Genomic DNA, 18988 nt, shown 5'->3' with positions numbered 1-18988 from the left:
GGCCGTCCGGGTCCCGCGCACCCTCCGCCGCCGCCCGGGTTACGTGTCCGGCGGGCGGGGACGGAGGGGGCGGGCCCGGTGCCCGTCAGCGCACCGGGGCCTCGCGGACCAGCGCCATCAGTGCCCGCGCCCCGGGGCTCATGGTCCCGGCCGGGGGGAGCACCACCACGCTGCGGTACACCGCGGGCCGCGCGCCGTCGACCTCCACCGTGACCAGGCCCCGGGCCTCCGGCTTGCGCGAGAAGTGGTGCGGCACGACCGCGATCCCCAGGCCCTGGTGCACCAGTTCCAGCAGGCTGTGCACGTCGCTGACCTCCAGCGCCACCGTGCGGCGCACCCCCGCGGCGGCGAAGGCCTCGTCGGCGGCCCGCCTCGGCCCCCAGTCCGGGTGGAAGTCGATGAACGACTCCCCGTCCAGGGCGCTCCAGGCGACCGGCCGCTTCCCCGTAGCGGCCAGCGGATGCCCGGGTGCGCACAGGACGACCATCGGCTCCTGCGCCAGCGGCACGAGATCGCCCCGCCACTCCGGGGGACTGACCGTCGCGGCGAACGCCAGGTCCAGCCTGCCGCCCGCGACCCCCTCCAGCAGGCTGGACGTGCCCTCCTGCCGGAGCCGGATCTCCATGTGCGGGTGCTCCCGGCGGAACGCCCCCAGCAGCCGCGCCGGGCTCACCCCGGCGACGCACTGCTCCACCCCGAGCGTGAGCGTCCCGCGCAGCAGCCCCCGTACGGCGTCGACGGCGTCCCGGGCGGCCCTGGCGCCCGCCAGGGTGCGCTCCGCCTCGACGAGCAGTGCCTGACCGGCCTCGGTCAGCCGGACCGAGCGCGTCGTGCGGCTGAACAGCGGCGCCCTCAGCTCCTGCTCCAGTGCGCGCACGGACGCGGACAGCCCGGACTGGGATACGGCCAGTCGCTCGGCGGCGCGGGTGAAGTGCTGCTCCTCGGCGACGGCGACGAAGTGCTCCAGCTGACGCAGTTCCATGATTGAGCAATGTAATCGATGAATCCCAGCGGAATCTCCTGTTGGACCGCTGGATCATTCTGCGCAAGGCTGGGGCACGCGCACCAGACCCGGCGCGCCGATGTCATGTCCCGTGGAGTTCCCGCATGTACCTTCCGTCCGCCGACCGCTATTCCTCCATGCCGTACCGGCGCACCGGACGCAGCGGCCTGCTGCTGCCGGCGCTCTCGCTCGGCCTCTGGCACAACTTCGGAGGCGACCGCACGCCCGAGAGCCAGGGCGCGATCCTGCGCAGGGCCTTCGACCTGGGCATCACCCACTTCGACCTGGCGAACAACTACGGCCCGCCGCCCGGCTCCGCCGAGATCGCGATGGGCCGCTCCCTGAAGACGGACTTCGCGGGACTCCGGGACGAGATCGTCATCTCGACCAAGGCGGGCTACGACATGTGGCAGGGCCCGTACGGGGAGTGGGGCTCCCGCAAGACCCTGCTGTCGTCGCTCGACCAGAGCCTGACCCGCCTCGGTCTCGACTACGTCGACATCTTCTACTCCCACCGCTTCGACCCCGACACCCCGCTCGAGGAGACGATGGGCGCCCTCGACACCGCGGTGCGCCAGGGCAAGGCCCTGTACGCCGGTGTCTCCAACTACTCCGCCGAGCAGACCCGTGAGGCGGCCCGCATCCTCGGTGAGCTGGGCACCCCCCTCCTCATCCACCAGCCCCGCTACTCCATGCTCGACCGCTGGGTCGAGGACGGGCTGCTGGACGCCCTGGACGAGCTCGGGACCGGCTCCATCGCCTACTCGCCGCTGGAGCAGGGCATCCTGTCCGACCGCTACCTGCGCGGAATCCCGGAGGGATCGCGCGCGGCCGGCGCCAGCCCGTTCCTCTCGGCCGAGGCCGTCACCCCGGACCTGGTCGCCCGGCTCGGCGAGCTGAACGAGGTGGCGCGCGAGCGCGGCCAGTCCCTGGCCCAGATGGCGCTGGCCTGGGTGCTCCGCGGCGGCCGGGTCACCTCCGCCCTCGTCGGTGCCAGCAGCGTCGCCCAGCTGGAGAACAGCGTGGCGGCCCTGGGCAACCTGGAGTTCGCCGACGACGAGCTCGCCCGTATCGAGGAGCTCCTCAAGGAGACCGAGCGCCCCTGACGCGCGGGCCGTCCGCCGCCGGTTTCCCCGGACGGCGGACGGCCGTCACCGGACTGGACCAGTGACAGATCACGGAGGCTCTGGCCCGGCGCTGTCCTGGCGCGTACCGTGATGCGGCACGAAGATCCTCTTTCCGGAGACGGGCAGGGGACCGACCGACCAGCGACAGGACCGCGCACCGTGAAGATCCTCGTCAGCGCCGACATGGAGGGCGCCACCGGAGTGACCTGGCCGGCCGACGTGCTGCCCGGGACACCGCAGTGGGAGCGCTGCCGCTCGATGTTCACCTCCGACGTGAACGCGGCGGCGCTCGGCTTCTTCGACGGCGGCGCCGACGAGGTGCTCGTCAACGAAGCCCACTGGTCCATGCGCAACCTGCTCCTGGAGCAGCTCGACGAGCGCGTCCAGATGATCACCGGCAGACACAAGACCCTGTCGATGGTCGAGGGCATCCAGCACGGCGACGTCGACGCGCTCGCCTTCGTCGGCTACCACACCGGCGCGGGCACGGAGGGCGTGCTCGCCCACACCTACCTGGCCAACTCCGTCACGGGGGTCTGGCTGAACGGCGTCCGCGCGAGCGAGGGCCTGCTCAACGCCCATGTGGCCGCCGAATACGGTGTCCCGGTCATCCTCGTCACCGGCGACGACCTGACCTGCGTGGACGCCGGCATCTACGCCCCGGAGGCCCGCAAGGTCGCGGTGAAGGACTACGTCTCGCGCTACGCGGCGGTGTGCCGCACACCCGCCCGGACCGCCGCGGACATCCGGGCGGCGGCGGCCGACGCGACCTCGCTCGCGGTGCGCCACGCACCCGTGACGGGCGGCTCCTTCACGGTGGAGCTGGAGTTCGACGCCGAGCACCTGGCGGGGGCCGCCACCGTGGTCCCCGGCGTGGCGCCGAGCGGCGAGCGGCGCGTCGCCTATACCAGCGGGACGATGTACGAAGGAATTCGCACGTTCAAGGCGGTGACGACGATCGTGTCGGCCGCCGTGGAGGAACAGTATGGCTGAGACGGTCAACCCGGACGGACCGGTCGACCAGCGGGCGCTCGACGAGTCGGTGACGTTCACCTCCGAGCTGATCCGGATCGACACCACCAACCGCGGGGACGGCACCTGCCGGGAACGCCCGGCCGCAGAGTACGTCGCCGAACGGCTGGCCGACGCGGGGCTGGAGCCCACCCTCCTGGAGCGCACACCGGGCCGGACGAACGTGGTCGCCCGCATCCAGGGCACCGACCCGTCCGCCGACGCGCTGCTCGTGCACGGACACCTCGACGTCGTGCCCGCCGAGCCCGGGGACTGGACGGTTCACCCGTTCTCCGGTGAGGTGCGCGACGGCGTCGTGTGGGGACGCGGCGCCGTCGACATGAAGAACATGGACGCGATGGTCCTCTCCGTCGTGCGTGCCTGGGCCCGCGCCGGTGTCCGCCCGCGCCGCGACATCGTCATCGCCTACACGGCCGACGAGGAGGCCAGCGCGGACGACGGGGCCGGATTCCTCGCGGACCGGCACGCGGCTCTCTTCGAAGGCTGCACCGAGGGCATCAGCGAGTCCGGCGCCTTCACCTTCCACGCCGGACACGGCCTGTCGCTCTACCCGGTCGGGGCCGGCGAGCGCGGGACGGCCTGGCTGAAGCTCACCGCCGAGGGCAAGGCAGGCCACGGTTCCAAGGTCAACAAGGCCAACGCCGTCACCGCCCTCGCGGCCGCCGTCGCACGCATCGGCCACCACGAGTGGCCCGTACGCCTGACCCCGACCGTACGCGCGGCACTCGTCGAGATCGCCGCGCTGCACCACATCCGCGTCGACCCCGACGCCCCCGGCTTCGACGTGGACGAACTCCTCGGCAAGCTGGGACCGGCCGCCGCGCTCATCGAGCCGACCATCCGCAACAGCAGCAACCCGACGATGCTGGACGCCGGTTACAAGGTCAACGTGATCCCCGGGCAGGCCACCGCCCACATCGACGGGCGCACGGTGCCCGGGGGCGAGGAGGAGTTCCGCGAGACCCTCGACCGGCTGACCGGGCCCGGTGTGACGTGGGAGTTCGACCACAAGGAGGTCGCCCTCCAGGCGCCCGTCGACTCACCGACGTTCGCCGGGATGCGGGCCGCGCTGGAGATGTTCGACCCGGACGCCCGTGTCGTCCCGTTCTGCATGTCGGGCGGCACGGACGCCAAGCAGTTCTCCCGGCTCGGCATCACCGGCTACGGCTTCTCACCGCTCAAGCTGCCCGTCGGCTTCGACTACCAGGCGCTGTTCCACGGAGTCGACGAGCGCGTGCCCGTCGAAGCCCTGCACTTCGGCGTCCGGGTCCTGGACCACTTCCTGCGCAACGCCTGACCGACTACGGGGGGAATCCACATGGTGTCCACAGCGGCGTACGGCACGTGGCCGTCACCGATCGACGCGGCGCTCGCCGCCTCGCACGACGGCAAGCCCGAGTTCGTCGGCACCGTCGGCGACGAGATCTGGTGGACGGAGCCGCGCCCGGCCGAGGGCGGCCGCCGCGCGCTCGTGCGCCGCCGGGCCGACGGCGGCACCGAGTCCGTGCTCCCCGCACCGTGGAACCCGCGCAGCCGCGTCATCGAGTACGGCGGCACCCCGTGGGCCGGTACGGCACGGGACGAGGGCGGCCCCCTGGTCGTCTTCGTCCACCACGCCGACCAGCGGCTGTACGCCTACGAGCCGGACGGGCAGGGCGGGCCGCGCCCGCTCACCCCGGTGTCCGGCACCGGTGAGGGGCTGCGCTGGGTGGATCCGGAGGTGCACCTCGACCGCGGTGAGGTGTGGTGCGTGCTGGAGGAGTTCACCGGGGACGCGCCCACCGACGTGCGCCGGGTGATCGCCGCGGTGCCGCTCGACGGGTCGGCGGCGGACGACCGTGCCGCCGTACGCGAACTCAGCGACGACCGGCACCGGTTCGTCACCGGCCCGCGGCTGTCGCACGACGGCCTGCGGGTCGCCTGGATCGCCTGGGACCATCCGGAGATGCCGTGGGACGGCACCGTCGTGATGGTCGCCGAGGTCACACCGGAGGGCGCCTTCACCGGGGTGCGTCCCCTCGTCGGGGACACGGACGAGTCGGTCGTCCAGGTGGAGTGGGACCGGGACGGCTCGCTGGTCTTCGTCTCGGACCTCGGGGGCTGGTGGGAGCTCCAGCGGATCAGGCCGGACGACGTGGCCGGTTCCGGCGTGCCCAGCACCCGGCTCTGCGGCGTACGCCACGAGGAGTTCGGCGGGCCGTTGTGGAGGATCGGCCTGCGCTGGTTCCGGCTGCTGGACAACGGCCTGATCGCCGTCATCCACGGCCGGGGCACCACCTCCCTCGGCGTCCTCGACCCCGAGACCCGTGAACTCGTCGACGCCGTGGGCCCCTGGACCGCCTGGGCCGAGACGCTCGCCGTGCAGGACACCCGGGTCATCGGGATCGCGGCGAGCCCCCACACGTCGTACGAGGTGGTGGAGCTGGACACCGCCACCGGCCACACCCGGACCATCGGTTCGCCCCATCAGGACGCGGTGGATCCCGCCTACTGCCCCGAGCCCGTGATCCGCACCTTCACGGGGCCCGGCGGGCGGGAGATCCACGCCCATGTGTACCCGCCGCGCCACCCCGAGCGCACCGGCCCCGAGGGCGAGCCGCCGCCGTACGTCATCTGGGCGCACGGCGGGCCCACCGGCCGCTCACCGCTGGTGCTCGACCTGGAGATCGCCTACTTCACCTCCCGGGGCTTCGGCGTCGCCGAGGTCAACTACGGGGGATCGACCGGCTACGGCCGCGCCTACCGCGAACGGCTCCGCGAGCAGTGGGGCGTGGTGGACGTCGAGGACTGCGCCGCCGTCGCGCTGGGCCTGGCCGAGGAGGGCTCCGCCGACCGCGACCGGCTCGCCATCCGGGGCGGCAGCGCCGGAGGATGGACGGCCGCCGCCTCCCTCACACAGACGGACGTCTACGCCTGCGGGGCCATCAGCTATCCGATCCTCGACCTGGAGGGGTGGGCGACCGGCGAGACGCACGACTTCGAGTCCCAGTACCTGGAATCGCTCGTGGGCCCGTACGCCGAGGTGCCAGAGCGCTACCGCGAGCGTTCACCCGTCCACCGCGTCGACGGTCTCACCGCCCCGTTCGTGCTGCTCCAGGGGCTCGACGACCCGATCTGCCCGCCCGCCCAGTGCGACCGCTTCCTCGCGGCGATCGAGGGGCGCGGGGTGCCGCACGCCTACCTCGCCTTCGAGGGGGAGAGCCACGGTTTCCGGCGCGCCGACACCGTCAGGCGCGCACTGGAGGCGGAACTCTCCCTCTACGCGCAGACGTTCGGCATCGACCTCCCCGACGTGCCGCGACTGGAGCTGAAGCCGTGACGCTGGAACCGCTCGCCCGCCCGCCGCGGCTGAGGCCCGGAGCCCGGGTCGCCGTCGTCGCCCCCAGCGGGCCCGTGCCGGCCGACCGTCTGGAGCGCGGTCTCGACCTGCTACGGGGCTGGGACCTCGATCCGGTGGTGGCCCCCCACGCGCTCGACACGCACCCGGAGCTGGGCCATCTCGCGGGCACGGACGAGAACCGCGCCCGGGACCTCCAGGACGCGTGGTGCGACCCGTCGATCGACGCCGTGCTGTGCGCGCGGGGAGGGTACGGCGCCCACCGCATGGTCGATCTCCTGGACTGGCCCGCGATCCGGGCGGCCGGGCCCAAGGCCTTCGTCGGCTACAGCGACATCACCGTCCTGCACGAGGCGTTCGCACTCCGGGCCGGGTTCTCGACCCTGCACGGCCCGATGGTCGCCACCGAGGTGTTCCTCAAGGACGAGGCCACGCAGGAGGGCCTGCGGTCCACCCTGTTCGAGCCGGATTCGGTGCTCACCCTGGGGCTGGACGGGGCGGCCGCGCTGGTCCCCGGACGCGCCCGGGGCGTCACCTACGGCGGCTGCGTGAGCCTGCTCGCCGCCGACGCGGGCACCCCGGCAGCCCGGACGTCCGCCCGCGGCGGCCTGCTCATGATCGAGGACATCACCGAGGAGGCGTACCGCCTCGACGGCATCCTGACGCGGCTGCTGCGCATCGGTGCGCTGGACGGGATATCGGGCGTGGCCTGCGGGTCGTGGCAGGACTGTGGGCCGTACGAGCAGGTGCGGGCGGTGCTCGCCGACCGGCTCGGCGGGCTCGGTGTCCCGGTCGTCGAGGAGCTGGGCTTCGGCCACGGCCCCACGGCGCTGACCGTCCCGCTCGGCCTGCCCGCCGTGCTCGACGCGCCTGCGGACGGCGGACGGTGCACGCTCACGGTGCAGGTGCCCGCACTGGTCTGACGCCGCGCCGGTCATGGCCCGTCCCGCGCCGGCGGGGGCGGGCCCCTCGACGGTTCCGCGGCGCGGAGGCGAAATCATCCTGTGAAACCCCGTTCCCGTGCGTTGACATCGCTATGAGCCGTGTCACAGCATGGGCCGGGCCCGGTACTTACCGGTCGGTAAGGTGTCCTCGGTGTGGAGGTCCATGTGTCGCGTGCCGTGTCCAGATTCCGCCGTCCACTCGCCTTGCTCGCCGGGGCGGCACTGCTCGCCCCCCTCGCACTGACCGGCGCCCCCGCGGCTTCGGCGGAGGACCGGTACACCGTCACCCCACTGGAGTTCACCGTGCGGGCGGGCGGCCGCACCTGCACCGTGGACGCCGACCTCTACCGGCCCGCCGGTGTCGACGCGCGGCACCCGGCTCCGGCGGTCCTCGCCACCAACGGCTTCGGGGGCAGCAAGTCCGACGGGTCGACCGACGCCATCGGCAGGGCCTTCGCCGAGCGCGGCTACGTCGGTCTCGTCTACTCCGGCCTGGGCTTCGGCAAGTCAGGCTGCCTCATCACGCTGGACGACCCCGCGATCGACGGCAAGGCCGCCTCCGGACTCGTCGACTTCCTTGCCGGGACCCGCCCCGCCGACGACGGGACCAGGGCCGACTACGTCACCACCGACGCGCCGGGCGACCCCGTGGTCGGCATGATCGGCGGCTCGTACGGCGGAGCGGTCCAACTGGCCACGGCCTCCGCCGACGACCGGGTGGACGCGCTCGTCCCGCTGATCACCTGGAACGACCTGGCGTACTCACTCGCACCCAACGCGGCCGGTGCGACCGGCGGCGTCTCGTCCGACACGCCCGGTGTGTTCAAGTGGCAGTGGACCAACGGCTTCTACCTCATGGGCGAGGGGCAGCCCCTGCTGGTGCCCAGCCTCGACCCGTCCCGGTTCGGCAGCCCCGCCTGCCTGCACTTCGCCGCGCGGGCGTGCGAGACCATCCGCCTCCTGAACTCCGGCCGCTACCCGGCCACCGCCACCCGGGACATGCTGGCGTACGCGCGGAGCGTCTCACCCGTCTCCTACCTGTCCGGCGTCACGGCGCCGACGCTGCTCGTGCAGGGCCAGGCAGACAGCCTGTTCAACCTCAACGAGGCCACCGCCACCTACCGGACCCTGAAGGCGCAGGGCACCACGACGAAGATGATCTGGCAGTCCTGGGGCCACAGCGGCGGATCGGTGCCCGGCGAACTCGACCTCGCCACCGGCAATCTGGAGACCAGCTACACCGGACAGCGGATCCTCGCCTGGTTCGACCGCTACCTCCGGCACGACCACTCCACCGCCACCGGACCCGAGTTCGCCTACTACCGGGACTGGGCCGAGGGCTACGGCACCGCGGCGGAGGTGCCCGGCACCTCCCGCACGCTGTACCTCTCCGGCGACGGCACCCTGGCCGACAGCCGCGCGAAGGTCGTCCGGGGGAGCCGCACGTACACCAACTGGCTCCTGCCGAGCAGCCACTCGGAGAGCTCCCTGGCCGGCATCATCGGCCTTCCCGACCGGGCACCGTACGACATCAAGGGCACCTACCTCGACTGGACCGGCGCGCCGCTGACGGCCCCGCTCGACGTGGTCGGCGCCCCGAGGGCCACGCTGAAGGTCGTGTCGCCGAAGGCGGAGCGGGCCCAGGGCAGCGGTGACGCGGCCGACAGGCTCGTGCTGTTCACGAAGATCTACGACGTCGCACCGGACGGGACCCAGAAGCTCGTGAACCGGCTGGTCGCGCCCGTACGCGTCCCGGACGTCACCCGCCCCTTCACCGTGGAACTGCCCGGCGTCGTGCACCGCTACGCGGCCGGGCACCGGCTGCGGTTCGTGATCGCCGCGAGCGACGACGCCTACTTCGGCAACCGGGGCGTCAAGCCCGTCACCGTGGTCAGCGCCCCCCAGGACACCGGGGTCCTGGAGCTTCCCGTCGTCGGCTGACCCTCACCCGTACGGCCCGCTCCACCGCTCGCCGGGCCGGGGGCGGATGCATCCTGGGGTCCGGGGACCGCCGCTCCCGGCCCCGGAACCCCAGGAACCAGCGAAAGGGCCGCGCATGAGCCCCAAGGACGTATCCAGCGGCACCGGGGCCTTCACGCCCGCGCGCATCGCCGTCACCCTGCTCGCGGTGCTGGCCCTCGTCTTCATCTGCGTGAACACGGACGAGGTCACCATCCGTGTGATCATCCCCGAGGTCACGATGCCGCTCTGGGCGGCGCTGCTCGGCGTCTTCGTCGCGGGACTGCTCTGCGGGGCCTACTTCTTCCGCAGGAGGGCCCGCCGGTAGACGCTCCCGCGCCCACGGGCCGGTGACCCCCGCCGGGGCGCCCCGGCAGCGCTCCCGGAAGCGCACACTTGAAAGGGACCCCCCGGGGTACCCGCCGGTGTGAACGGGGAACGGGCGGCAAAAGGGGTGTGAAGGTGCGGACTGTCGGCGTCGAGGAAGAGCTGCTGCTCGTGGACGCGGAGAGCGGTGAGCCGCAGGCGCTGTCGACGGCCGTGCTGGCCCTGGCCGAACGGCGGGCGGAGGGGGAGTCGGCCTTCGAGTCCGAGCTCCACGACCAGCAACTGGAGTTCGCCACCCGTCCGTGCGCCACGATGGCGGACATCGCCGAGGAGATACGCCGCGCGCGGGCCGAGGCCGCCCGCAGTGCCGCGCACGCCGGAGCCGGGGTGGCGGCCCTGGCCACCTCGCCGCTCCCGGTGAGCCCCTCCATCGGCGAGGACGAGCGCTACCGCTGGCTGGCGGAGCGCTTCGGCCTGACGGCTCAGGAACAACTGACGGGCGGCTGTCACGTGCACGTGTCGGTGGACTCCGACGAGGAGGGCGTCGCCGTACTCGACCGGATACGCACCTGGCTCCCGGTCCTGCTGGCCCTGAGCGCGAATTCCCCCTTCTGGCAGGGCAAGGACACCTCCTACGACAGCTACCGGAGCATGGTGTGGGGGCGCTGGCCGTCCGCCGGTCCGGTGGAGGTGTTCGGCTCCGCCGACGCCTACCACGACCGGGTGCGCGCGCTGGTGGGCACCGGAGTGCTGCGCGACGAGGGGATGATCTACTTCGACGCCCGGCTCTCGCACCGCTACCCCACCGTGGAGATCAGGGTCGCGGACGTCTGTCTGGACCCCGCCGACACCGTACTGCTGGCCACGCTCGCGCGCGGGCTCGTCGAGACGGCCGCACGCGACTGGCGGGCGGGCGGGGAACCCGACCCGGTGCCCGTGAGCATGCTCCGCATGGCCACCTGGCAGGCCGGCCGCTCCGGTATGGACGGACACCTGCTCGACCCCCGCACCATGCGCCCCGCGCCGGCGGCCGACGTGGCGCGCGCCCTGCTCGCCCATGTGAGCGACGCGCTGGAGGACAGCGGCGACCTCGGGCCGGCCGAGAGGGCACTGAAGGCCGTGGAGGCGCGGGGGACGGGGGCGCGGATCCAGCGTGACCTGCTGGCGAGCTCGGGCAGCCTGCGGACCGCCGTGACGGAGTGCGCGGCCAGGACACGGGGCTGACGCCGCGGCCGGGAGCCGGTTCCCGGCAGCACGGTCACCCGGGCTGGTCGAGGCCCTTCGCCCGGGCGTCGACCACGTCGCCCAGCCGGGCCAGCATCGCCCGGTGCCGGAGCTGGAGCGCGGCGTCGACGACGACGTTGTGCAGGATGCCGCCGAGGCCCTGCAGCGGGTGCTCGTTCACCACCACGAGCGTCTCGTCGCCCCAGGGGCGGATGTCGAAGGCGATCCGCGCCGTGCCCAGCGGCCCGCTGTGCGCCTCCAGTTCGAGCGCCCCAGGGCGCTCCAGCCGACGCACGGTCGTCCGGCCGCGGAAGTCCTTCGGGCCGAGTCGCAGGGTGTACTCGATGGACGAGCCGACTTCCGGCCACCGCCCTTCCAGCGGGTGGGAGTCCCGCGTGCCCACCACCCACGATTCGTACAGACCGGGTTCCTCCAGGACCGCCCACAGGGCCGCCGGCGGGTGATGGATCACATGATGCCGCATGGCCATGGTCGCCTCCGAATTCGGACATCGGGACGGACGGGAGCGGACGGGAGCGGACGGACGTGGACGGACGGACGGGGGACAGCGGGCGAGGTCTCCGGCGATCGTACGCCGCAGTCCCCGGGCTCACATCTCCTGAGCCCGCCCGCACCCCAGGACAGCGAGCAGACGGACCCGGGGCCGAGGAACACGAGGCACCGGTGCGCCGCGCCGACGAGGATGAGCCCATGCGCTCTCTCGCGCTCTCTCGTGGTCCTCGATGTCCCGTCGGAACTGGGTCTCCGCCCTCCCTGGACGGGGTCTTCAACGCCGACGCCGCGGCCCGCTCACCGGCTGAACGGCGCAGGTCCCCGGTGGCGGCCGAGCGGCATGTGGCGCCCTGGCGGGGTCCGGGGCGGTGGCGGTCTCCGTCAGGCGGGCACGTTCCGGTCGACGTACTCGAAGACCGAGCCGTCCGGGTGCAGAGCGATCAGATTGCGTCCGGCCGGAGTCGGCACCGGTCCGGCGATGACCCTCGCGCCCACCCGGTTCAGTGCCGCGTGGGCCTCGTCGACGTCCTTGACCGCGATCGTCGCCGAGACCTTGCGCAGCACCTCCAGTTCGGACTCCGGGCCGCTCATGAGCAGGAAGCAGCCGATCGCGGCCACCGAGACCCCGCCGCGCTCGAAGCGCAGGGCCGGGGTGCTGGTCAGGCCCTCGTAGAAGGCCACCGAGGCCTCCAGGTCGTCGACGCAGATACGCAGCGTGGTTCCCAGGATCTCCATGCCCACGAGGGTAGTTGCCAGGCTCGCGGCATGTGATCGGTTCGGCGGGTCGTCACGGTTCCCGCGTGCCCGCCCCGCAGTTCCCGTGCGGCTCGCCGCCCCCGCGCGTGGGGACGCCAGGAGTCACACGCGGCAGAGGATCTCGCCGTGCGGCACCATGAACCACCCGTCCGGCTCCTCGCCCCAGGCGCGCCAGGCCCGCGCGACGGCGGTCAGCTGCTCCGGGGTCGCGTGGCCGCCGTCCACCGCCAGCTCCCCGTAACGGGACGCCGTCGTACGGTCGGCCCACAGGCCGCTCCACCAGGCGCGGTTCTCCGGAGTGGCGAAGCACCAGGCGGCGGCCGTCGGGGTGATGTCGGTGAAGCCGGCCCGGCGGGCCCAGGAGAGCAGCCGTCGCCCCGCGTCGGGCTCACCGCCCGAGGCCCGTGCCACCCGGCGGTAGAGGTCCAGCCACTCCGGCATACCGGGAACCTCGGGATACCAGGTCATGGCCGCGTAGTCGCTGTCGCGGGCCGCCACGACGCCGCCCGGGCGGCAGACCCGCCGCATCTCGCGCAGCGCCTTCACAGGGTCGCCCACGTGCTGGAGCACCTGGTGCGCGTGGACCACGTCGAAGGAGTCGTCGGGGAAATCGAGGGCGTGGACGTCGGCGACGGCGAACCCGACGTTCTCCAGGCCTCGTTCGACAGCGACCCGCGCCGCGCCCTCGAGGACCTCCCGGCTCGCGTCCACGGCGGTGACCCGGCCCGGCGCCACCAGTACGGCGAGATCCGCGGTGATGGTGCCGGGCCCGCAGCCCACGTCCAGGACGGCCATGCCCGGGCGGAGTCCACCGATCAGGTACGCCGCCGAGTTCGCGGCGGTCCGCCACCGGTGCGAGCGCAGCACGGACTCGTGGTGGCCGTGGGTGTAGACGGCGCTTTCCTCGGGCATGGCCGTAGGTCCTCTCTCGGACATCGTTCATGGGCGACGAGGACGACCGTACGCCGCAATGTCGAATCCTGAGATGGGCATATCGACATGCGAGACGGTGTCAGACCGGCATGGGGCAGTACACGGTGAGCGCCTCGGGCAGCTTGTCGATCATCAACTCCGTTCCGGAATGGGCGACTTCGCCGTCGAAGGCGTACGGCGTGCCCGGTGCGAGGCCCGAGAGCCGCACCCTGCGGCGGCGTACGGCCGCGTGCACGGGCGAGCGGGACAGGGGTCCGGCGAACGCCGCCGCGAGCAGCCGGAGCCCGGGGGTCCGGCCGCCGTGCACGACGCGTACGTCGAGCAGGCCGTCCGCCAGGTTGTGCCGGCGGCCGGGGTTGGGGCCCACCCGCTGGAACAGTCCGTTGCCGACGAAGAGCAGCCACAGCGGCCGCCGCTTCCCCTGGAACTCGGCGGTCAGCGGCCGCGAGCCGCGCAGCGCCTCGAAGGCCGCCAGGACGCCCGCGGGCCAGCCGCCGATCCGGGGCGACCAGTGCTCCCGGGTCCGGACGAGCTCGGGATAGACGCCCAGGCTGAAGGCGTTCAGGAAGTACCCGGGTGCCCCGCCGGGCCCCTGCGGGCCCGGCCGGAAGCGTCCGAGGTCGACCCGGACCGCGTCACCGGCGACCAGCGCGGTGACGGTGTCCTGCACCGTCTCGATGCCGAGGTCGTAGGCGAAGTGGTTCAGCGTCCCGCCCGGGAACACGGCCAGGGGTACGCCGTGGGTCGCGGCTGCGGCCGCCGCCATGTTGACCGTGCCGTCACCCCCGCACACCCCCAGGGCCCTGCCCTGCTTCGCGGCCTTCGTCAGGCACTCCGACAGGTCGGCGGGCGCGCACTCCACCGTCGCCGCGAGCGGCAGGGCGTCGCGGATCGCGGCCGCCGCGGCGGTCGCCGAGCCGGACTCCCGGTTCACGACGACCACCAGGTCCTGCCCGGCGGCCAGGGCCGGTGCCTCGGCCGGCGGTCTGCCGGGTGCGGGCAGCTGTCCGCGCGTGGGTACGACTCCCCTCAGCGCGAACGCGGCCCCCACGCCCAGCGCGGCACCGGCGACCACATCGCTCGGATAGTGGACCCCCGTGTAGACGCGGGAGGCGGCCACGGCCACCGCCACCGGCGCGACGACGGCGCCCCAGCCCTTCGACTCGAGCGCCACCCCCGTCGCGAAGGCCGCAGCGGACGCCGCGTGCCCGGACGGGAAGGACGTGGTGTACGGCTGCCGCTTCAGCTGCCGCATGACCGGAACCAGATCCACTATCGGGCGCTCCCTGCGGACCGCCCCCTTGCCCACGGTGTTGATGGCGGCGGAGGCCACGGCCAGCGAGGCGACCCCGCGCAGCGCCGCCCTGCGGGACCGGGCACTGCCTCCCAGTGCGGCCATGCCGGCAGCGGCCCCGAACCACAGCAGTCCGTGGTTGGCGCCGCGGCTCAGGCGCGGCAGCAGGGGGTCGGCGCCCGGCCAGTGCCTGTCGGCCACGCGCTGGAACGCGGCGAGGTCGCGCTGGTGGAACCAGGTCCGCCAGCCGCCGGGCGGGGAGAAGCTGCTCGATGTCGACATGGGACAGCGAATACCCTGCGACCGGCCCGTGAACCAGGAGGCACGCGCACGGCCCTCGATCGGAATCGGGCGAATCATGCTCGATGTGCCGTTCTGTGCCTGCTCCGTCTCACGGAAAGCGTTGCCCCGGCAAGTTCCGTGCGGTTAGCCTGCGTTCGTGATTCCGGTCGTTGACCGGAGTGTCGAACAAGATAGGCGGGAGATCATGGGGCGACTCGTCCCTGCGGTAACCAGGGCTCTGGATGTGCTCGAACTCTTCCTCCAGGGTGAGGGAACTCTCTCGGCACCCGAGGTCACCCGCAAGCTCCAGCTGCCGCGGACCACGGTCCACGAGCTGCTCACCACGCTGGCTGCGCGTTCCTACCTGGTGGCGGTCCCCGCACAGCCCGGTCGCTACCGGCTCGGCGTGCGCACCTACCAGCTCGGCAGCCGGTACGCCGAGCAGCTTGACCTCGCGGCCGAGGGGCAGCAGGTGGCCCGCGAGGTCGCCGAGACCTGCGGCGAGACGGTCCACGTGGCGATCCTGGAGGACACCGAGGTCATCTACATCGCGAAGGTGGACTCCACCCACGCCGTCCGCATGGTCTCGGCCGCGGGCCGCAAGCTGCCGGCCCACTGCACCTCCGTCGGCAAGCTGCTGCTCGCCGCCCTGCCGGAGGACGAGCTCGACGCACGCCTCGACGGTCGCGAGCTCGTCGCCATGACCGACAACAGCGTCACCGACCCCGCCGAGCTGCGGGCGGCGCTCGCGGTGGTGCGCCGACGGGGCGTCGCGGTCGAGCACCGCGAGTCGAACCCCGACGTCAGCTGCGTGGCCGCGCCCGTGCGGGACCGGTCCGGGCGCGTCGTCGCCGCCCTGTCGATCTCCGTACCCATGATCCGCTGGAGCGAGGAGCGCGAGGCGGAGCTCGCGGGGCTCGCGGCGGGCGGCGCCGACGCGCTGTCGGCCCGCCTCGGCCACCACGGGGGGCAGGCGTGAAGGCCCGTCCGGAGGTCGCCGTGCGCGAACGCGCCGAACTCGGCGAGGGGCCCACCTGGGATGCCGCGGCCGAGCGGCTGATCTGGGTCGACATACTCTCGGCCCGGGTCCACACCTACCATCCCGCGACCGGCCGGCGCACGGTCATGGCCACCGGACAGCACGTCGGTGCGGCGAAGCCCCGGGCCGGCGGCGGCCTCGTGACCGTCCTGCGCGACGGCATCGGCCTGTACGACGACCGGGGCGCCTTCTCGTGGCTGGTCCACGCCCCGGTCCCCGGACGCCGGGGCAACGACGCCGCGGTGGCTCCGGACGGCGCGCTCTGGGCGGGCAGCATGCGCTACGACGAGGCGGAGGGCGGCGGCGACCTGGTACGCATAGCGCCCGACGGGTCCGTGACGGGCGTGCTGGACGCCGTGACGGTCAGCAACGGCACCGGATGGAGTCCGGACGGCCGGCTCATGTACTACATCGACACTCCGACGCGGCGCGTCGACGTCTTCGACGTGGACGGTGAGCGCGTCACCGGCCGGCGCCCGTTCACCGTCGTCGACCCCGGACAGGGGTGGCCCGACGGGCTGACCGTGGATGCCGAAGGCTGCGTGTGGGTCGCCTTCTGGGACGGTTCCGCCGTCCGCCGCTACCTGCCGGACGGCCGGCTGGACCGGGTCGTGGAACTGCCGGTCCGGCGGCCCACGGCCTGCGCGTTCGGCGGGCCCGGCCTCAGGGACCTGTACATCTCCACGGCCCGCACGGGCCTGGACGCGCCCCACCCGCTGTCGGGCTCCCTGCTTGTGCTCCCGGACGCGGGGCAGGGGCTGCCCGGGACGCCGTTCGCCGGGTGAGCGGGGCAGGCGGGGCCGGTGGGGCGCCCGGCGCGCCCGGCGCGTCCGGGCCCGCCTCCCCGTTGCCGCCCGGACCCGGTGCGGGGGCGCGCCCCGCGGAACCTCCGTATAAAGGGCCCAGAGGGCGACGCAGGCGGAGGAGGCCCCGGGATGGCTCGGAGCGAGCGGAAGCGGCCCCACCCCCTCGGGGGAGACCGGGGCCCGGTCAGATACGGGCCGCCCGCGCCCGACCCCGGCCTTCCTGTCCTGCCCGAACTCGCCGGGGTCCTCGCCGCCTCGGCCGCCCGCACCCTGCCCGAGCCCCCCGGAGGCGGAACGATCCTGCGCGAGGCCGCGCGCGGCTACTGGAGCCGCCGCGGCCTGCACGGCGACGCCGAGGCCGTGGTGGCCGCGCCGGGCCCCCAGCCCCTCCTGCTCGCGCTGATCGCCGCCCACGGCGGCGACGTCCTCATGCCCCGGCCGTGCCCGGCCGCGTGGACGCCGCAGGCGCGGCTGCTGGGCCGCCCCGCCTACCACGTGCCGACCCCGGCGGAGTGCGGCGGCATCCCCGACCCCTACGCGCTGCTGGAGACCGTGCGGAGGGTACGGGCCGAAGGCGGGCGGCCCAGGCTCCTCCTGATCTCCGTGGCGGACGATCCGACCGCCACCCTCGCCCCGCCGGAACTGGTCCGCGAGGTCTGCGAGGCGGCGGCCGCCGAAGGGCTCCACGTCGTCAGCGACGAGACCTGGCGCGACACCCTGCACCGTCCCCGCGACACGGTCCTGCTCAGCCCGGCCGAGATGTGCCCCGACGACGTGACCGTCGTCAGCGACCTGGCGGGAGCCCTGACCCCGTCGGCCTGGCCGGTGGCCGTCGCACGGTTCCCCGGCACCGCCCGCGCGGCCGTTCGCCGTGCGCGGGTCCTCGACGTCCTCACCGCGCTCGGCGCCCTCGTCGCGGAGCCCGTCGCCAGGGCGGCCGCCCACGCACTCGGTGAGCCCGAGGCCGTCCGGGACCGGATCCGGCGGGCGGCGGCCCTCCAGGCGCAGGTGGCCTCCGCCGCGCACCGCGCGGTCCTCACCGCAGGTGCCCTGGCCAGACCGCCGCAGGCGGGCCGCCACCTCTACGCCGACCTCGGACCGCTGCGCGGCCGCCTGGCATCCAGGGGCGTCACGGACTCCATGGAGCTGGAGGAGTACCTGACCGGGCGCCTCGGCGCCCCCGCCCCGGGAGGACACCGCTTCGGCGACGAACTGGGCGCCCTGCGGGTGCGGCTGAGCACCGGCCCCCTGCTCGGCGCAACCCCGGAGCAGCAGACGGAGTCCCTCACTGCGGTGGAGCCCCTGAAATTGCCCCATGTCGCCCAAGCGCTGAGCATTTTCGAAGCAGCCCTCGATGAACTCCGATGACAGGAGCCTCTCGATGACGGAACAGACCGAGCGTCCGATCGCCGGCGCCGTGCCCACGGGCCGCCCCGCCGCCGCGCCGCGCCGCCTCGGCGAGCTCCGGTCGTGGCCCCGCACCTTCGCCGACCGGCTCACGGCGCCGCTTCCGGGTGTCAGGGGCATGACCCGCCTGGCCAGGGAGCGCGCCATGCGGCCCAACGCCGAAGGGCTCCGGGGTGTCCACCGTCTGCCGTACGCCCCCCGGCCGCTGCCCGCGGCCGGCCCTGACACCGTCGCCGTGACGTGGGCCGGGCACGCCAGCTGGATCGTCCGCATCGGCGGGCTCACGGTGCTCACCGACCCGGTGTGGTCGCGGCGCATCCTCGGCACCCCGGCCAGGATCACCCCGGTCGGCGTCCGGTGGGAGGAACTGCCCCCGGTCGACGCGGTCCTGATCAGCCACAACCACTACGACCACCTCGACGCCCCCACGCTCCGGCGGCTCCCGAGGAACACCCCCCTCCTCGTGCCCGCCGGACTCGGCCGCTGGTGCCGGCGCCGTCGCTTCACCAGCGTCACCGAGCTCGACTGGTGGGAATCGGTGGAACTGGGCGGTGTCACGTTCGACTTCGTGCCGTCGCACCACTGGTCCAAGCGGACCCTGCTCGACACCTGCCGGTCCCTCTGGGGCGGCTGGGTGCTCGGCGACCCGGGCGGACGGCGGCTCTACTTCGCGGGGGACACCGGCTACGGCCACTGGTTCAAGGAGATCGGCCGCCGCTATCCGGGCCTGGACCTCGCGATGCTCCCCATCGGGGCGTACGAGCCCCGCTGGTGGCTGTCGGACGTCCACACCGACCCCGAGGAGGCCGTGCAGGCGTACGGGGACCTCGGAGCGCGCGCCATGGCCCCCATGCACTGGGCGACGTTCCTCCTGTCGGCCGAACCCGTGCTCGAACCGCTGACCCGGCTGCGCACCGCCTGGCAGCGGGCCGGGTACCCGCGCGCCGACCTCTGGGACCTGCCGGTCGGCGGCTCCCGTGTCCTGGGCGCCTGACCCCGCCCGGC

Annotated in this window: 17 protein-coding genes; 12 read left to right on the top strand and 5 right to left on the bottom strand. The window is 73.7% G+C overall.

Annotated features, from left to right (window positions below; translation table 11 throughout):
* Positions 1 to 85 precede the first annotated feature (85 nt).
* On the bottom strand, positions 86 to 982 hold the full coding sequence (locus ACFYY2_RS13980) for a LysR family transcriptional regulator (RefSeq protein ID WP_388741650.1): 897 nt from the start codon (positions 980 to 982) through the stop codon (positions 86 to 88).
* 125 nt (positions 983 to 1107) lie between these two features.
* On the opposite strand from ACFYY2_RS13980, the gene ACFYY2_RS13975 reads away from it, so the two are divergent.
* The 8 genes from ACFYY2_RS13975 to ACFYY2_RS13940 all read left to right on the top strand — a co-directional run bounded on the left by ACFYY2_RS13975 (position 1108) and on the right by ACFYY2_RS13940 (position 10953).
* Entirely contained in the window at positions 1108 to 2109 is a 1002-nt protein-coding gene (locus ACFYY2_RS13975; protein WP_388741647.1) for an aldo/keto reductase, read from the top strand.
* Positions 2110 to 2289: 180 nt separating this feature from the next.
* Entirely contained in the window at positions 2290 to 3123 is an 834-nt protein-coding gene (locus ACFYY2_RS13970) for a M55 family metallopeptidase (protein WP_388741644.1), read from the top strand.
* Positions 3116 to 4459 (top strand): M20/M25/M40 family metallo-hydrolase, encoded by a 1344-nt coding sequence (locus ACFYY2_RS13965; protein ID WP_388741641.1) that lies wholly within the window; start codon positions 3116 to 3118, stop codon positions 4457 to 4459. Before ACFYY2_RS13970 ends, ACFYY2_RS13965 begins: the two co-directional genes overlap by 8 nt.
* 21 nt (positions 4460 to 4480) lie before the next feature.
* Positions 4481 to 6481: a prolyl oligopeptidase family serine peptidase gene (locus ACFYY2_RS13960; protein WP_388741639.1), complete on the top strand. Its 2001-nt coding sequence runs from the start codon at positions 4481 to 4483 to the stop codon at positions 6479 to 6481.
* Entirely contained in the window at positions 6478 to 7422 is a 945-nt protein-coding gene (locus tag ACFYY2_RS13955) for an LD-carboxypeptidase (RefSeq protein ID WP_388741636.1), read from the top strand. The genes ACFYY2_RS13960 and ACFYY2_RS13955 overlap by 4 nt, the downstream gene beginning before the upstream one ends.
* A 174-nt stretch (positions 7423 to 7596) precedes the next feature.
* A complete protein-coding gene (locus ACFYY2_RS13950; protein ID WP_388741634.1) occupies positions 7597 to 9384 on the top strand; it encodes a CocE/NonD family hydrolase in 1788 nt (595 codons plus the stop codon).
* Positions 9385 to 9499: 115 nt separating this feature from the next.
* A complete protein-coding gene (locus ACFYY2_RS13945; RefSeq protein WP_329041790.1) occupies positions 9500 to 9730 on the top strand; it encodes a LapA family protein in 231 nt (76 codons plus the stop codon).
* 134 nt (positions 9731 to 9864) lie between these two features.
* Positions 9865 to 10953, top strand: coding sequence for a glutamate--cysteine ligase (locus ACFYY2_RS13940; RefSeq protein ID WP_388741632.1), 1089 nt, complete (start codon positions 9865 to 9867; stop codon positions 10951 to 10953).
* A 34-nt stretch (positions 10954 to 10987) separates the two neighbouring features.
* On the opposite strand, the gene ACFYY2_RS13935 is transcribed toward ACFYY2_RS13940, so the two are convergent.
* The 4 genes from ACFYY2_RS13935 to ACFYY2_RS13920 all read right to left on the bottom strand — a co-directional run bounded on the left by ACFYY2_RS13935 (position 10988) and on the right by ACFYY2_RS13920 (position 14731).
* Positions 10988 to 11443, bottom strand: a complete 456-nt coding sequence (locus ACFYY2_RS13935) for an SRPBCC family protein (protein WP_388741629.1) — start codon at positions 11441 to 11443, stop codon at positions 10988 to 10990.
* A 404-nt stretch (positions 11444 to 11847) separates the two neighbouring features.
* Complete coding sequence (locus ACFYY2_RS13930) at positions 11848 to 12201, bottom strand: VOC family protein (RefSeq protein ID WP_329041795.1); 354 nt, start codon at positions 12199 to 12201, stop codon at positions 11848 to 11850.
* A 123-nt stretch (positions 12202 to 12324) separates the two neighbouring features.
* The gene (locus ACFYY2_RS13925; protein ID WP_388741627.1) at positions 12325 to 13134 is read right to left on the bottom strand and encodes a methyltransferase domain-containing protein; all 810 of its coding nucleotides are present in this window, start codon (positions 13132 to 13134) and stop codon (positions 12325 to 12327) included.
* 100 nt (positions 13135 to 13234) lie between these two features.
* Positions 13235 to 14731 carry a bifunctional phosphatase PAP2/diacylglycerol kinase family protein gene (locus ACFYY2_RS13920; RefSeq protein ID WP_388741625.1) on the bottom strand — a complete coding sequence of 499 codons (1497 nt, stop codon included), beginning with the start codon at positions 14729 to 14731 and terminating at the stop codon, positions 13235 to 13237.
* Between the two features lie 205 nt (positions 14732 to 14936).
* Here ACFYY2_RS13920 and ACFYY2_RS13915 point away from each other — a divergent pair, with 205 nt between their 5' ends.
* The 4 genes from ACFYY2_RS13915 to ACFYY2_RS13900 all read left to right on the top strand — a co-directional run bounded on the left by ACFYY2_RS13915 (position 14937) and on the right by ACFYY2_RS13900 (position 18977).
* A complete protein-coding gene (locus tag ACFYY2_RS13915) occupies positions 14937 to 15710 on the top strand; it encodes an IclR family transcriptional regulator (RefSeq protein WP_388741622.1) in 774 nt (257 codons plus the stop codon).
* Positions 15707 to 16555 (top strand): SMP-30/gluconolactonase/LRE family protein, encoded by an 849-nt coding sequence (locus ACFYY2_RS13910; RefSeq protein ID WP_388741619.1) that lies wholly within the window; start codon positions 15707 to 15709, stop codon positions 16553 to 16555. The genes ACFYY2_RS13915 and ACFYY2_RS13910 overlap by 4 nt, the downstream gene beginning before the upstream one ends.
* Positions 16556 to 16705: 150 nt before the next feature.
* Positions 16706 to 17944, top strand: a complete 1239-nt coding sequence (locus tag ACFYY2_RS13905; protein ID WP_388741617.1) for an aminotransferase class I/II-fold pyridoxal phosphate-dependent enzyme — start codon at positions 16706 to 16708, stop codon at positions 17942 to 17944.
* Between the two features lie 13 nt (positions 17945 to 17957).
* Positions 17958 to 18977 (top strand): MBL fold metallo-hydrolase, encoded by a 1020-nt coding sequence (locus tag ACFYY2_RS13900; RefSeq protein ID WP_388741614.1) that lies wholly within the window; start codon positions 17958 to 17960, stop codon positions 18975 to 18977.
* Positions 18978 to 18988 lie beyond the last annotated feature (11 nt).

This window comes from Streptomyces sp. NPDC001822, assembly GCF_042892135.1.
In the GTDB taxonomy this organism is placed as follows: Bacteria; Actinomycetota; Actinomycetes; order Streptomycetales; family Streptomycetaceae; genus Streptomyces.
The sequence above is the reverse complement of the archived record's forward strand: the minus strand, read 5'-3'. Positions and strand labels throughout refer to the sequence as shown.

Excerpts from the sequence above, each read along its gene's own strand:
- ACFYY2_RS13920 (WP_388741625.1), bottom strand. The coding sequence starts at position 14,731 with ATGTCGACATCGAGCAGCTTCTCCCCGCCCGGCGGCTGGCGGACCTGG.
- ACFYY2_RS13945 (WP_329041790.1), top strand. The coding sequence starts at position 9,500 with ATGAGCCCCAAGGACGTATCCAGCGGCACCGGGGCCTTCACGCCCGCG.
- ACFYY2_RS13980 (WP_388741650.1), bottom strand. The coding sequence starts at position 982 with ATGGAACTGCGTCAGCTGGAGCACTTCGTCGCCGTCGCCGAGGAGCAG.
- ACFYY2_RS13960 (WP_388741639.1), top strand. The coding sequence starts at position 4,481 with ATGGTGTCCACAGCGGCGTACGGCACGTGGCCGTCACCGATCGACGCG.
- ACFYY2_RS13915 (WP_388741622.1), top strand. The coding sequence starts at position 14,937 with ATGGGGCGACTCGTCCCTGCGGTAACCAGGGCTCTGGATGTGCTCGAA.
- ACFYY2_RS13965 (WP_388741641.1), top strand. The coding sequence starts at position 3,116 with ATGGCTGAGACGGTCAACCCGGACGGACCGGTCGACCAGCGGGCGCTC.
- ACFYY2_RS13930 (WP_329041795.1), bottom strand. The coding sequence starts at position 12,201 with ATGGAGATCCTGGGAACCACGCTGCGTATCTGCGTCGACGACCTGGAG.
- ACFYY2_RS13905 (WP_388741617.1), top strand. The coding sequence starts at position 16,706 with ATGGCTCGGAGCGAGCGGAAGCGGCCCCACCCCCTCGGGGGAGACCGG.
- ACFYY2_RS13935 (WP_388741629.1), bottom strand. The coding sequence starts at position 11,443 with ATGGCCATGCGGCATCATGTGATCCATCACCCGCCGGCGGCCCTGTGG.
- ACFYY2_RS13975 (WP_388741647.1), top strand. The coding sequence starts at position 1,108 with ATGTACCTTCCGTCCGCCGACCGCTATTCCTCCATGCCGTACCGGCGC.
- ACFYY2_RS13925 (WP_388741627.1), bottom strand. The coding sequence starts at position 13,134 with ATGCCCGAGGAAAGCGCCGTCTACACCCACGGCCACCACGAGTCCGTG.
- ACFYY2_RS13900 (WP_388741614.1), top strand. The coding sequence starts at position 17,958 with ATGACGGAACAGACCGAGCGTCCGATCGCCGGCGCCGTGCCCACGGGC.